Annotated in this window: 14 protein-coding genes; 5 read left to right on the plus strand and 9 right to left on the minus strand. The window is 69.6% G+C overall.

Annotated features, from left to right (window positions below; genetic code table 11):
- Positions 1-110 precede the first annotated feature (110 nt).
- The gene (locus G3I40_RS28385; protein WP_164305259.1) at positions 111-341 is read right to left on the minus strand and encodes a hypothetical protein; all 231 of its coding nucleotides are present in this window, start codon (positions 339-341) and stop codon (positions 111-113) included.
- A gap of 205 nt (positions 342-546) precedes the next feature.
- Here G3I40_RS28385 and G3I40_RS28390 point away from each other — a divergent pair, with 205 nt between their 5' ends.
- Positions 547-1,152 carry a DinB family protein gene (locus tag G3I40_RS28390; RefSeq protein ID WP_164305261.1) on the plus strand — a complete coding sequence of 202 codons (606 nt, stop codon included), beginning with the start codon at positions 547-549 and terminating at the stop codon, positions 1,150-1,152.
- Positions 1,153-1,344: 192 nt separating this feature from the next.
- Here the strand turns inward: G3I40_RS28390 and G3I40_RS28395 are convergent, their stop codons facing one another.
- The 5 genes from G3I40_RS28395 to G3I40_RS28415 all read right to left on the minus strand — a co-directional run bounded on the left by G3I40_RS28395 (position 1,345) and on the right by G3I40_RS28415 (position 4,862).
- Positions 1,345-1,557, minus strand: coding sequence for a hypothetical protein (locus G3I40_RS28395; protein WP_164305262.1), 213 nt, complete (start codon positions 1,555-1,557; stop codon positions 1,345-1,347).
- Positions 1,558-1,880: 323 nt separating this feature from the next.
- Entirely contained in the window at positions 1,881-2,534 is a 654-nt protein-coding gene (locus tag G3I40_RS28400; protein ID WP_343245042.1) for a helix-turn-helix domain-containing protein, read from the minus strand.
- Positions 2,531-3,202 carry a DUF998 domain-containing protein gene (locus tag G3I40_RS28405; protein WP_164305264.1) on the minus strand — a complete coding sequence of 224 codons (672 nt, stop codon included), beginning with the start codon at positions 3,200-3,202 and terminating at the stop codon, positions 2,531-2,533. Before G3I40_RS28405 ends, G3I40_RS28400 begins: the two co-directional genes overlap by 4 nt.
- Before the next feature lie 147 nt (positions 3,203-3,349).
- Positions 3,350-3,943 carry a TetR/AcrR family transcriptional regulator C-terminal domain-containing protein gene (locus tag G3I40_RS28410; protein WP_164305266.1) on the minus strand — a complete coding sequence of 198 codons (594 nt, stop codon included), beginning with the start codon at positions 3,941-3,943 and terminating at the stop codon, positions 3,350-3,352.
- 103 nt (positions 3,944-4,046) lie between these two features.
- Complete coding sequence (locus tag G3I40_RS28415; protein WP_164305268.1) at positions 4,047-4,862, minus strand: SDR family NAD(P)-dependent oxidoreductase; 816 nt, start codon at positions 4,860-4,862, stop codon at positions 4,047-4,049.
- Positions 4,863-5,192: 330 nt separating this feature from the next.
- Here G3I40_RS28415 and G3I40_RS28420 point away from each other — a divergent pair, with 330 nt between their 5' ends.
- Both G3I40_RS28420 and G3I40_RS28425 read left to right on the plus strand, forming a co-directional pair.
- Positions 5,193-6,437 carry an FAD-dependent monooxygenase gene (locus G3I40_RS28420; RefSeq protein WP_164305270.1) on the plus strand — a complete coding sequence of 415 codons (1,245 nt, stop codon included), beginning with the start codon at positions 5,193-5,195 and terminating at the stop codon, positions 6,435-6,437.
- Between the two features lie 182 nt (positions 6,438-6,619).
- Complete coding sequence (locus G3I40_RS28425; protein WP_164305271.1) at positions 6,620-7,243, plus strand: TetR/AcrR family transcriptional regulator C-terminal domain-containing protein; 624 nt, start codon at positions 6,620-6,622, stop codon at positions 7,241-7,243.
- A 118-nt stretch (positions 7,244-7,361) separates the two neighbouring features.
- On the opposite strand, the gene G3I40_RS28430 is transcribed toward G3I40_RS28425, so the two are convergent.
- Complete coding sequence (locus G3I40_RS28430; RefSeq protein ID WP_239091986.1) at positions 7,362-8,150, minus strand: LLM class flavin-dependent oxidoreductase; 789 nt, start codon at positions 8,148-8,150, stop codon at positions 7,362-7,364.
- Between the two features lie 300 nt (positions 8,151-8,450).
- On the opposite strand from G3I40_RS28430, the gene G3I40_RS28435 reads away from it, so the two are divergent.
- The gene (locus G3I40_RS28435) at positions 8,451-9,149 is read left to right on the plus strand and encodes an alpha/beta hydrolase (protein WP_164305275.1); all 699 of its coding nucleotides are present in this window, start codon (positions 8,451-8,453) and stop codon (positions 9,147-9,149) included.
- A 91-nt stretch (positions 9,150-9,240) separates the two neighbouring features.
- Here G3I40_RS28435 and G3I40_RS28440 read toward each other — a convergent pair whose 3' ends face one another.
- Together G3I40_RS28440 and G3I40_RS28445 are read right to left on the minus strand one after the other, a co-directional pair.
- A complete protein-coding gene (locus tag G3I40_RS28440; protein WP_164305277.1) occupies positions 9,241-10,326 on the minus strand; it encodes an SRPBCC family protein in 1,086 nt (361 codons plus the stop codon).
- Entirely contained in the window at positions 10,319-10,975 is a 657-nt protein-coding gene (locus G3I40_RS28445; protein WP_164305279.1) for a DNA primase, read from the minus strand. Before G3I40_RS28445 ends, G3I40_RS28440 begins: the two co-directional genes overlap by 8 nt.
- A gap of 499 nt (positions 10,976-11,474) precedes the next feature.
- Between G3I40_RS28445 and G3I40_RS28450 the strand changes: the two genes are divergently transcribed.
- The gene (locus G3I40_RS28450; RefSeq protein WP_164305281.1) at positions 11,475-11,897 is read left to right on the plus strand and encodes an adenylyltransferase/cytidyltransferase family protein; all 423 of its coding nucleotides are present in this window, start codon (positions 11,475-11,477) and stop codon (positions 11,895-11,897) included.
- Positions 11,898-12,062 lie beyond the last annotated feature (165 nt).

A 12,062-nucleotide genomic window follows, 5' to 3' on the forward strand; every position in this document is an offset into this window, starting at 1 on the left:
CATGAGCCGTCGCCTTGGGCTCGGGCCAGGGCCCGCTGGGTCGCCTGGCTGAGCTGGCAGAGTCCGTCACTTGCGCGGCAGCATTCGTACCCGGTGGATCGGCGCGGTGTCTATCGCGTGGTGGCGATGACGGAAGTGGCCACTGTCAGCACGGAGACGGCCGTCATCACCGGGTGCGCGTGCCGGCACAGCGTGCGTCGAGGACGGGCCTCGGGGCCGGGTAGGGCGGGGGTGCAGTGTGCACAGGGCTGATGTGTGCGTACGAGGGGCGGCGTGCTGAGCCAGTAGGCGTCGGACAACTGCGCGATGTTCGCGCTCGTGCTGCCGTGGTCGTCGTGCATGTGAAGGCCAACGACGTCCGTGCCGCGAGAGGCATGGCCTGACAGCGAAACGCCACCGTGCGCCAGGTTCGCCACCCCCCTGTTCCGCGGCGCGGCGCGCCGCGGTCGCCTGACCCCGTTGGGCGAGCTGTCATTCGAGTCCTGTCCTGCGGACCCCGTTCGGGATCTTGAGACCGCGAGGCGGCACATGGCAGGCTCACGCTGCATGATCGATGAATTCGCGAAGGACCACCTGCACGGGAGACTGCGGCGGGACCGCAAGGCACTGCTCTGGAAGCTCGACGGCCTGTCCGAATACGACGCCCGCCGACCTCTGACGGCAACGGGGACCAACCTCCTCGGCCTGGTCAAGCACGTGGCCACCGTCGAGGCCCGGTACTTCGGCGAGGTCTTCGGCCGCCCTTCCCCGGAGCCGCTGGGCCCATGGCAGGACTCCGACGGCAGTGATCTGTGGGCGACCGAGGACGAGACGCGCGAGCAGGTCATCGGGTTCTGCCGGCGCACGTGGGGGCACGCGGACGCGACGATCGACGCGCTGCCCCTAGACGCCCCCGGTCACGTGCCGTGGTGGCCGGAGGCCTCCCCCAATACGAACCTGTTCGCCATCCTGGTCCACGTCCTTGGCGAATCCATCCGGCATGCCGGGCACGCCGACATCCTGCGCGAGGGCCTCGACGGCCGGACCGGGATGCGCGCCGAGATCGAGAAGCAGATCGACGTACAAGCCCGAGCCGCCCACTGCGCGAAGATAGAGCGGGCCGCGAGGTCGGCCGCACCGACCAAGGCGCAGAGGGTGTCTCAAGCGACTTGATGTGCGTGTGGCACGAGGCCCGTCGGGGCGCTGGCTTTTCAAAGCGCCGGTTCCCGGTTCCCGGTTCCTGGATCCTGGGGTGGTCCTGGAGTCGGTCGCTTCCTCCGGCTCCGTGGGCGCTGCCTCGGGACACTGCTCGCCGCGTACGGGCGGGGGCTGTATGCGAGGCAGCGTGTGCAGTGTGCGGGTGCGTCAGGGGCGGCCGAGGATCTGGTTGATGCCCGTCAGCGCCAGCAGGGCCGTTGCGGTTCCCCTCAACGGCAACAGGTGCGCCAGGGGACAGGCGGAGACGGTCGCCTGGTGGTCGACTTCCCAGAACCGTATGGCGGCACCTGGGCCGCGGGTGTCACTGAGGACGTACAAGGCGCCGCCGCAGCCGGAACAGGACCAGTGCGCACCGCTCACGACGAGGACCTCTCTGTTCGGTGGAGCGGAGGCGCTCCGAGATCATTCTTAGCCAAGAAGCGCGGTGTTGCGGGCTGCACTCGCAGGGAAGGGCGACAGGAAGCCGACCGGTGGTATCTGCAGCAACGCTTTCCGCTGCGATCCAGCAGGCACCCGCACCCGCATCCGGAGAGGAGAAGGAGAAGGAGAAGGTGACGGAGATCGATCCGCACCGGGCTCTTCGTGCGCGCCGCAGCTCGCCCGCGATGGACCGGATGATGTCGGCGATCGAGGGTCCTGGCGGTGGCCCGGTGTGGAGAGGTGGCAGGGGAGCGGGCGCCGGGTCAGTCCGTGGGCGGGGCGGGTGTGGGCCAGGACCGGCGCAGTTGCGCGTCGGTCATCGCGGGCGTGCGCGCGTCCGTCGCCGGTTCCAGGCCGAATCCGGTCAGCAGGATCTCCGCGTAGCGGCGCCAGGCGTCGGGAGAGACACCATGGGTGCGGTCGGCCACCGCGCCCACCATGTACAAGAAGTGGTACACGTCCGCGGACGCGAAGTCGGCGCGGACCGCCTGTGCGGCCACTGCGCGTTCGACCATGGAGTCCACCAGCCGGCCGAGCTCGTCGCGGGCCCGGGTGACCGCTTCCGTCTTGAGGCTGGCGTGGGCGAGGATGACCTCCAGCGCCTGGTCCCGGGCCCGCCACTGCGCGGCTTCGAGCAGGTAGTGGCACAGGGCCCGGCCCGGCTCCGGCTGCCACGCGGCCTCGGTCGCGAGCTGGACGAAGTGGGTGAACCGCTCGGTGAACAGCGTGTCGATGAGGACCTGGAGGTCGGGGAAGCGCCGGTAGACGGTGGCGACCCCGACGCCCGCTTCGTGCGCGATCTCGTTGAGGGTGACGGCCGCCCCCCGTTGGGCGAGCATGCGATCGGCCGTGTGCAGGATCAGTCGGCGGTTGCGTTCGGCGTCGGCGCGCAGCGGGGGGTTCGGGTCGGGGCTCACGCCGGGACATTCTCCACCATGGCCGGGCGGCGCAGATGCCGTGCCAGGAGCAGAGTGCCGGTGACGACGCTCCACAGGAGCCATGAGTAGACGCCGCCGCGCTCGAAGACGCCGGCCGTGTTCTCCGAGGCGCCCACGAACACCTCGCTGAGCAGGCCGAGCCCGCCGACGGCGATGCTGAACACCCGGTAGGCGCGGGGGAGTCGGAGGCTGCGTAGGGATCCCGCGACGATGGCGATCGTGTTCGCGCACAGGATGCCGATCCCGGCACCGGTCATGTGCAGGGCGAGGGAGTAGTCGGGGCCTTCTGCCGAGCCGTGGAACAGGCCGACCATCACCATGCCCACGCCGTGTGCGAGCGCGAGGGCGGTGATGACGCGTCGTGTCCGTCCGGCGGTGAGCCGGGCGAGGAGGACCACCGCGGTCGCGAACAGGATGCCTTCGAGGGCGAAGGAGGTGTTCATGAGGGGGTGCATCGGTGAGCAGAGATCGCGGCCCTGGAACTGGGCACCGCAGTCGGGTACGCCGAGGTCGCTGATGTAGTTGGTCGCGTAGCTGTAGGGCGGGTGTGTCCAAGCCGCCGCCGTGATCGCTTCGGCGGTCACCCACTGCACCGCGTTCACCACCAGAACGACCGCCCCCAGCGGGAGCCAGATCCTGCGCGACATCGTCACTCCTCTCGATGCGGACCACGCGGGTCCACTGATGTCACCGTAACAGGAACTGGATAACTCTATCCACTTAGGATCGATGGGCGTGGTCGGGCGACTTGATGGCATGTGTGCGGGGCGGGCTCGTGGGGGCGGCGCGGGTGGTCACGCGGGGGAGTGCAGCATCCGCTCCAGGCCGTAGTGGAAGCGGTCGTCGAAGGAGTCGGCGACCATGAGCTCCTCGCCGACGCGGGCGAGGGCCGGGTACGCGCCGCTCGCAACGAGTTCGCCGAACGAACCCCGGGGGTCAGCGGCCGGCGTCTGCTGCTCCTGGGTCAGACCGAGCGTGAAGTAGACGATCGCCCAGCACAGGCGCGCGGCGCCCGCCCGGTCGAACCCGGCGTCCAACAGGGCCCCGACGATGGTGTCGGCGACCCGTAGCGTCCTGCCCGTGCCGGTGAAGGTGCCGGCCACCAGGCGGCCGCCGTCGCGGTGTGCGAGCAGGGCGTCGCGGTAGCGGACGGCTACCGTCCGGACGCGGTCCAGCGGTTGGTCCGGCAGGTGGGTGACGTCGACGGACCCGATGATGTGGTCCGCCAGGGTCTCGATGAGCGTCTGTTTCGTCTTCACGTACCAGCTCACCGAGTTGAGGTGGGAGCCGAGGGTGCGGGCGACGCCGCGCAGCGACAGTTTGTCGAGCCCTTCGGCCTCGAGCGTGGCGAACGCCGCTTCGATCACGTCGTCCAGCGTCCAGCGCATCCCCGTGCCCCGTTCCTTGCCCCGTCGCCCACTGGTGTTTTCCCGGTCATGGTACAAGTGGGCTGGTCACGGCCCTGGTTATCGGCCGGTTCCGCGGTCGTGGTCAGGCGCCGAAGGCGGCTTGCGACACGTCGTCCCAGCGCTCCCACTCCTCGATGCGGGACGCGTACTCGGTGCGCATCAGGTCGAGGGGGCCCTTGCCGAAGAAGACCCGCAGGGGCGGCTGTTCGGCGTCGACCACGGCGAGGATCGCGGCGCGGGTGGCCGCCGGTTCGCCCCGGACTCCTGCCGGACGCTGCATGGCGGCGCGGAAGGCGTCGTAAGCGGGCAGCCGCTCGGCGTGCACGGCGGACGGGCCGGTCCATTCGGTGGCGTAGCCGGCGGGTTCGACCAGGGTGACGTTGATGCCGAAGTCCTTCACCTCCTTGGCCAGGCTCGCCGTGAACCCCTCCAGTCCGAACTTGGAGGCGTGGTAGAGGCCGAGGCCGGGCAGCGAGAAGACGCCGGCGACGGACGAGACCTGGATGATGTGCCCGCTGCCCTGGGCGCGCAGGTGTGGCAGCGTCGCCTGGGTGACCCGGAGCGGACCGAGCAGATTGACGTCGAGCTGCGTGCGCGCCTGTTCCTCGCTGGTCTCCTCGACCATGCCGAACAGGCCGTAACCCGCGTTGTTGACCACGACGTCGAGGCGCCCGAAGTGTGCGACGGCCAGCTGCACGGCGGCGTCGACCGCCGGGCGGTCGGTGACGTCCAGCTGGATGGGCAGCAGCCGGTCGCCGTGTTCCTTGCTCAGGTCGTCGAGGACGCCGGTGGTCCGGCTCGTGGCGGCGACGCGATCCCCGCGTTCCAGCGCGGCCTGCGTCCACTGCCGGCCGAACCCCTTGGACGCGCCGGTGATGAACCATGTTTTCGCAGTCATGTTTTGCTCCTGGGTGAGGGCGAGAGCCGGACAGGGGACGGCAATTGCCTTGTAGGGAAGGGGAGTTGGCTGCCGACAGCGCATCGCGGTGTCGGAAGGCGCCATGCCGTGCGGAGGTGTGCCTGGAGCGCTGCGTGCGCGCCGTGGTCCTGCCGGAGGGCGGCGTCTCGGCGAGCGAATCACGCCTTGGTCACTGACCAACTTCATCTTCAGTGAACTTGGTCAGCGACCAAAAGTCAACCGGCCGATGCGCTTGACGATCAAACTAAGGGCGCCCTAACTTAAACGCTGTTCAATGAACGCCGTTCAAGTACTTTGGGAGCCTTTGTCATGCCGAAGGAATCGCTGCGCGGAACCTCTGTGCTGATCTCCGGGGCGAGCGTCGCCGGGCCCGCACTCGCCTACTGGCTGAGTCGCTACGGCGCCCACGTCACCGTCGTCGAGCAGGCCCCCGAACTGCGCACGGGAGGCCAGATCATCGACGTGCGCGGCGTGGGCCGCGAGGTGGCGCGGCGCATGGGCCTGCTGGAGGAGATGCGTGCGGCCCGCACCCCGACCGACGGCCTCCGCCTCGTGGACGACCGCAACGCGGCCCAGGCCTTCATCCCGGTCGAGGGGTTCCACGGTGACGGACCCATCGCCGAGATCGAGATCGGCCGCGGGTCACTCTCGAAGGTCATCTACCGAGCGACCGCGGACGATGTCGAGTACCTCTTCGGCGACCGCATCGCCGTCCTGGACGACAGCGACGAAGGCGTCCGCGTCCAGTTCGACCACGCTGAACCGCGCACGTTCGATGCCGTCATCGGCGCGGACGGACTGCACTCGGCCACGCGGAAGAAGCTGTTCGGTCCCGAGCGGGCGTTCCTGCGCCACCTGGGCTCGTACATCGCATGGTGGACCGTTCCCAACGACCTCCAACTGCACGACGTCGCCCACCTCTACGGCGAACCGGGCCGCTCCCTCGTGGTGCGTTCGGCCGAGGGCAACACGCGAGCCCTCGCTGCCTTCACCTTCAACGAGAGCCCCCTGGACTACGACTACCGCGACACGGAACTGACGAAGAACATCGTGCGCTCGCGCATCGCCGACATGGGCTGGGAGGCTTCCCGCATCGCCCGGCACATCGATGAGACGCCGGACTTCTACTTCGACTCCTTCTCCCAGGTCGTGCTCGGCTCCTGGTCGAAGGGGCGGGTCGGCCTCGTGGGCGATGCCGCGTACTGTGCCTCGCCGCTCTCCGGGCACGGCGCCACCATCTCCCTGGTCGGCGCCTACGTCCTGGCGGGCGAGCTGGCCCGGTGCGGCGGTGACGTGGCCGCCGGTCTGGCCTCCTACGAACGGGTGCTCCGGCCGTGGATCACCACCGTGCAGGAACTGGGTCGGAACGAGGGGGCGAGGATGATGACGCCGGCGACGCCCTTCGGTGTAGCCGCACGGACCCGGCTCGTGCAGCTCTTCGGATATCTGCCGAGCCGGATGAGGCCGCTCCTGGTGCGTCCGCAGCTCCGTGTGTCCAACGGGTTCCGGCTGCCGGACTACTCCGACGCCCGTCTTCTTCCGGCCCGTCACTGAGGTGCGGCGTGACGCCATGCCAGGCGTCGGCCCGGATCCGGAGGAGCCCGTTCCCCGCTGCGGTGGGCGGGCCGCCGTGGGTGTCGGCGATTGGCTAACATCACGCGGAGTGCCGTCAGGAAGGCATCGCCGGAGTTCTCCGGCGGGCCGTCCGGACCGCGAACGGGAGTGGAGCGCGGGAGATGGGTTTGAAACGCTCGGACATCACGCGAGAAGCCTTCTCGCTCTTGGATGCCGAGGGGCTGAACGGACTCACGATGCGTCGCCTGGCCGCGTCCCTGACGGTCGCTCCGGGAGCCCTGTACTGGCATTTCGCCGACAAGAACGCTCTGCTCAGCGAGCTGGCCGAACTCCTGATGGCGGACGTCACCGAAGACGCTCCGTCGGCGGCCTGGGACCGGCGCGTCATGGACCTGTCCGAGAGGATCCGAGCGGCGCTCCTGTCCCGCCGTGACGGCGCCCGGCTCGTGGCCGGTACGCACGTGAGCCGGAGCAACACCCTGCGCGCGGGGAACCTCTATCGCCGAGCCTTCGTCGACGCGGGCCTGTCACCGAACGAGGCCCTGAGCAAACTCTTCTCCGTCTTCTACTTCGTTCTGGGCTTCACGGTGGAGGAGCAGGCCTACCACGGCATGTCCACCGAAGGTACGAAGGTTCTTCCGCAGGCCCAGGAGGACCCGGAGCTCGCCGAGATGGCCGCCGCCGTCGGATCGCTGTACGCGGACGTGGATTTCGACGCCCGCTTCCGCGATGGACTGCAGACCATCATCGACGGGGTGCGGTGGCAGCTCGCGCATCGCACATAGACGTTCTGCGGTGCGCTCGCCACGGCGTGGGCCGGCCCGAGCAGTGTGCCGTGGGCCCGCCCGGCATCGAGGACCCGGCGAGCTGACGGCACGGACGCTCCACGTGCCGTTGGCGTCGTCAGAACGAGCGGTGGATGACCTCGCGAACACCGTCGGGCGTCGTGCCCGGGCCGAGCTCGACCAGCCACCACGTCGCACCCGCCGTCTCGTACGGCGCCGGGTCGATGTCGCGCGGGAGGACCGCCGCGATGTCCCCCGCCTCGTCACCGCGCAACTCCCGCAACGACGCGGCGATCCGGGCGAGTTGATCGGGATGCTGCAGATTGACCGGAACGAAGCCGTCGTGCCGCGCCGCCCGCCGCAGCGGCGCCGCCTTGCCCGGGAAACCCGCCACCCAGACCGGCACACCGGGACGCTGGACGGGACGCGGCAGGAACCGGACGCCGTCGACCACGACATGTGTCCCGATCAGATGCACCGGCTCGCCGCTCCACGCCTGCCTGAGCACGTCGAGCGACTCGTCGAGCATGTGCGCGCGCTCCTTCGCATCGAGCTGCTCGCCCGTGCGCGACCATTCCTCACCGAACCGGTCGTCTCCCAGACCGACGCCGAGCGTGAGGCGCCCGTCCGACAACCGGTCGAGCGTGGCCGTCTCACGAGCCACCTTCACCGGACGCCTGCGGGCCAGCGGCGTCACCATCGGCCCGAGCCGGATCCGGCTCGTGGCGGCCGTCGCGGCCAAGGACACCCACGGGTCGGCCAACTCCCGGACCGGTGGCCGCCACGACACGTGATCCCAGAGGAAGAAGCCGTCCCACCCCGCGTCCTCCGCCTCGACCGCCAGGTCCGCGACGAGCCGTGGATCCGCGAGCTCGTCGAAGGGGGCCAAGAAGAGTGCCGACCTCATCGCAACCCCCAGGGTCCAGGACGTACACGTCGCAAGTGACAGTGCCACAGCGCGTCCCGCGGCACACCGGCTGACAAGCAACTGCCGCGACGGGCGCCGTCCGAGGACTGCCGTACACGAGAGAGCAGTGAGGCAGCCGCGGTCCGTGCGCGGTCGTGGCAGGCCGTCGGACGGATGCCGCCGACGCCGATGTGCGCAGAATTTCTGCGTACTGTTCCGCATGGTCCACCGCCCGCCCCACGACTTGACTGTGCGGCATCGGACAGGCGCCGGGCCTGTCCCTCTCCGGCAGGAGTGATCATGGCGACGATCCGGAACATCGTGCTGGTGCACGGCGGGTTCGTGGACGGCTCGGGTTGGCAGGGCCTCCACAAGGAACTGACCGAGAACGGCTACCGGGTGCACATCGTGCAGAACCCGACCCTGTCACTGGCCGGCGACGTCGCCGCCACCCACCAGATCCTCGACGGGCTCGACGGACCGGCCGTCCTGGTCGGGCACTCCTACGGCGGTGCCGTCATCACCGAGGCCGGCAACCACCCGAACGTCGCCGCCCTCGTCTACGTCGCCGCGTTCGCCCCGGACAAGGGCGAGTCGGTCAACACCCTGATCGCGGACCCGCCGCCCGGCGCGCCGGTGCCGCCGATCCTGCCCCCGCAGAACGGATTCCTGTTCCTGGACCGCGACAAGTTCGCGGACTCCTTCGCCGCCGATCTGCCCGCAGCCCAGGCCGCGTTCATGGCCGACTCCCAGGTGCCCTGGGGCGTCGACGCACTCGGCGGGGCGGTCTCCGAGCCCGCGTGGCGGACCAAGCCCGCCTGGTACCTGGTAGCCACCGACGACCGCATGATCCCGCCGCCCGCCCAGCGCGCCATGGCCGAGCGCACCGGAGCCATCGTCTCCGAAACCCCCGGAAGCCACTCCGTCTACGTCTCCCGACCCGCCACGGTGGCCGGCGTCATCACCCAGGCCACCGAGGGCCCCACCGGCGACGCGTAACGGCTCCTCGCCGCCGCCTCTCCACTCGCACCGGTCCGCCCGGGCGCGTCCATGCCCGGGCGGACCTCCCTGCGAAGGGGGAGCGGTGCGTCTACCGCCGGCGCCCGTCGCCTGCTAGGGCATGGCCGTCCTCATTCTCACCCTCGGGCTCCCGTTCGTCCTGTGCGTGCTCCGAACCGCCCTGCTCCTCGTCGTGCGCGGCGTTGCGCTCTTCCGCGTCCGCGTCGGCCTCGTCGTCGAACTCGGCCTCGTACTCGTCCTGTTGACTCTTGGACTCTTCGGCATCGAGGTCCTCGTCGCCGTCGCCGCCCTCTGCTGCCTCCAACTCCTCGCGCTCCTGCTCCTCCTGTTCCAGCGCGTCCTCATGACTGACCACCACCTCGCCGTCGCGGATCTCGCCGCGCCAACCGTCCTCCGCCTCGCCCTTGATCGTGATGTGGCGGGCGTAGTGCTTGAGGTCCAGCCGGGTACGACGCCCCTGCGCGCGCCAGATGTTGCCGGTCTTCTCGAACAGCCCCTTCGGGTAGTACTCGATGACCAGCACGATGCGCGTGAGGTTCTCGCCCAGCTCGTGGAAGGTGACGACGCCCTTGGTGGATCCCTTGGCACCCTCCGACGTCCAAGTGATGCGCTGGTCGGGGACCTGCTCGGTGGTGTGGGCCTTCCAACTCCGGTTGGACCAGAACACCTTCAGCTTCCAGTCGGAGGTGGTGTCGTCGGCGACGGTGGCGCCCTTGACGCCCGTGGCGAACTGGGAGAACTCCTGGTACTGCGTCCACTGGTCGTATGCCTGCCGCAGCGGCACGCCCACGTCGACGTACTCCAGGATGACGGTGGGCTTCTGGCCGGCGCCGCCCTTCTTGCGTTTGCCGCCGAGGCCCTTGAACATGCCTGTCACCTTGTCCTTGATTCCGCCGGCTCCGACCTCCATCGCGGTACGCAGAGGACCCTTGCCCTCGGCGAGCTTCTTGCCGCCGGACAGGGCCATCTTCATCAGGCCGGGCCCCTGGCCCTCAGCCATGTCGGTGAGCTTTCCGGTGGCTCCGTCGAGCTTCTGGCCCGCACCGGACACGAGACGCATGACCTGCGCCATCAGATAGGCCTGGGCCTCTGCCTTCAGGCGGTCGACGGCCGGACCGGTGGCGATCGCCCCCAGCGGGTTCTTGGCATCAGCCATTGTGCCGACCTCCCTGCGTGCGGGACGACACGGTCCGGCGAGCGCTGCCGCGTGGTGTGGAGGGCGTCTCCTCGCCGCGACGGGGCCGGGACTTCGCGGCGGGACGCTGTTGCTTGCCGTTGCGGTGCTCGTCGGGCGCGCCGTCCTCCTCCTTCGAGGACTCCTGCGTCTTCGGTGTCTTCTCGGAGGCCTTGTCAGGCCCGGCCGTCTCGGTCGTCTCGTCCGTCTCGTCCGTCTCGGCCGACTCGTCCGCGGTCTGCTTGCCCCGCCTCCCGGTGACGCGCGTCGCCGCATCCTTCACCGGGGCGGTCGCCTCGGGGGCGACGTCCCCGACCTCGGAGAGCCGGTCCTGCACGCCGAGAGTGCGGTCGTGCAGCCGTTCCGCCACACTCTCCAAGCGGCGGGTGACCAGAGAGGCCGTCGCTGCCTTACCGACGCCGCGGACGTTCTCGCGGAGTTGCTCTCCCAGCGCCTTGAACTGGGGATTGCTCTCCAACTGCTTGGACACTAGCTCGGTGAGGGCCTGGGGGTCGAGCTTCATTCGCTTGCCCGCCACCAACGTTCCGACGGCGAAGGCGAATTTGGCCTTCTTCATCCGGCCAAGGACGTAGCCTCCGCCCAGGGCGAGGCCCATTATCACTCGGTTCATTTACCTTGATCCGTTCTGGGATGAGGTGAAGAGCTGTCCGGGGGACAGCCGGGAGACCGGGTGGCGGGGCTGGGCCGCCCTGGTGGCCCTGTACATGAGGGCGCCGGGTCCGTCATGGCGCGGGCCCGACCGCTCGCGCGGCGCGGGCCTGCACGAACTGCAGGCGACGACCCTGATGTCGACGAGGCCGACGTTGAGGACCACGGTGCCGACGCGCGAGTCGCGAGCGACCGCGTCGACTTCGGGACCGCGGGATCGACGTGTCGGCCTGCCGCTGGGGTCCGGGCGGATGCCGACGACCGTTCGTTCGAGGGAGCCGGGTGTCCGCGCTGCCCCTGGGTAAACCACTCCCGGTCGAAGGCTCGTACCAGGGGCGTGAGTGACCCTTCTTGATCTGCTGCGGTCCTCGACCGGTTCGGCCCTCGACCGGCGGACAGTTGACAGAGTGCGGCGGCCAGCACGGTGTTGGCCCGCTCGGAACCGTCGGGAGGCAACAGGCGTGGCTGAGCGCGGGAACGTATACGTCGACATGGTCGGGGACCTGTTCCACCCGGGGCACGTCGCCCTGCTCAGGGCCGCGCGGGACTTCGGGGAGCGGCTGATCGTCGGAGTGCTCTCGGACGAGGTCGTGGCCACGTACAAGCGCAGGCCCATCATGACGCTGGCGGAGCGGGTCGCTGTGATCGAGGCGTGCCGGTACGTCGACACGGTGCTCCCGAACGCGCCCTACCGTGTCACGAACGGGTTCCTGGACCTGCACGGCATCGACGTGGTCGTGCACGGGGACGACCTCTCGGCGGAGGCACTCGAAGAGGCCTTCGGCCCGGTCGCCGATGCGGGAAGGTTGCGCCTCGTGCGGTACACGGCCGGTGTCTCCACGACCGATCTCATCCGACGGTGCCGTGCGGCGGGCCCTTCATGAGGGCGGCTCTCCTGGCTACAGCCTGAACCAGGAGAGCCTCGACGAGGCAGACCCCCGGGGGGATTCACTGCTGACCACGCCGTGCCGCCGGAGTAACCCCCTGAGCGAATACCACACGTCATGCCAGCGGAATTCGTCATCCGGCCGCACGGCGCCGGCGTTCTC

It is taken from the genome of Streptomyces sp. SID14478 (assembly GCF_010548525.1).
In the GTDB taxonomy this organism is placed as follows: domain Bacteria; phylum Actinomycetota; class Actinomycetes; order Streptomycetales; family Streptomycetaceae; genus Streptomyces.

What these genes read in the sequence shown, in the direction of transcription:
- G3I40_RS28385 (WP_164305259.1), bottom strand. Translation starts at nt 341, where the DNA reads ATGCACGACGACCACGGCAGCACGAGCGCGAACATCGCGCAGTTGTCC.
- G3I40_RS28390 (WP_164305261.1), top strand. Translation starts at nt 547, where the DNA reads ATGATCGATGAATTCGCGAAGGACCACCTGCACGGGAGACTGCGGCGG.
- G3I40_RS28405 (WP_164305264.1), bottom strand. Translation starts at nt 3,202, where the DNA reads ATGTCGCGCAGGATCTGGCTCCCGCTGGGGGCGGTCGTTCTGGTGGTG.
- G3I40_RS28410 (WP_164305266.1), bottom strand. Translation starts at nt 3,943, where the DNA reads ATGCGCTGGACGCTGGACGACGTGATCGAAGCGGCGTTCGCCACGCTC.
- G3I40_RS28415 (WP_164305268.1), bottom strand. Translation starts at nt 4,862, where the DNA reads ATGACTGCGAAAACATGGTTCATCACCGGCGCGTCCAAGGGGTTCGGC.
- G3I40_RS28420 (WP_164305270.1), top strand. Translation starts at nt 5,193, where the DNA reads ATGCCGAAGGAATCGCTGCGCGGAACCTCTGTGCTGATCTCCGGGGCG.
- G3I40_RS28425 (WP_164305271.1), top strand. Translation starts at nt 6,620, where the DNA reads ATGGGTTTGAAACGCTCGGACATCACGCGAGAAGCCTTCTCGCTCTTG.
- G3I40_RS28430 (WP_239091986.1), bottom strand. Translation starts at nt 8,150, where the DNA reads ATGAGGTCGGCACTCTTCTTGGCCCCCTTCGACGAGCTCGCGGATCCA.
- G3I40_RS28435 (WP_164305275.1), top strand. Translation starts at nt 8,451, where the DNA reads ATGGCGACGATCCGGAACATCGTGCTGGTGCACGGCGGGTTCGTGGAC.
- G3I40_RS28440 (WP_164305277.1), bottom strand. Translation starts at nt 10,326, where the DNA reads ATGGCTGATGCCAAGAACCCGCTGGGGGCGATCGCCACCGGTCCGGCC.
- G3I40_RS28445 (WP_164305279.1), bottom strand. Translation starts at nt 10,975, where the DNA reads ATGAACCGAGTGATAATGGGCCTCGCCCTGGGCGGAGGCTACGTCCTT.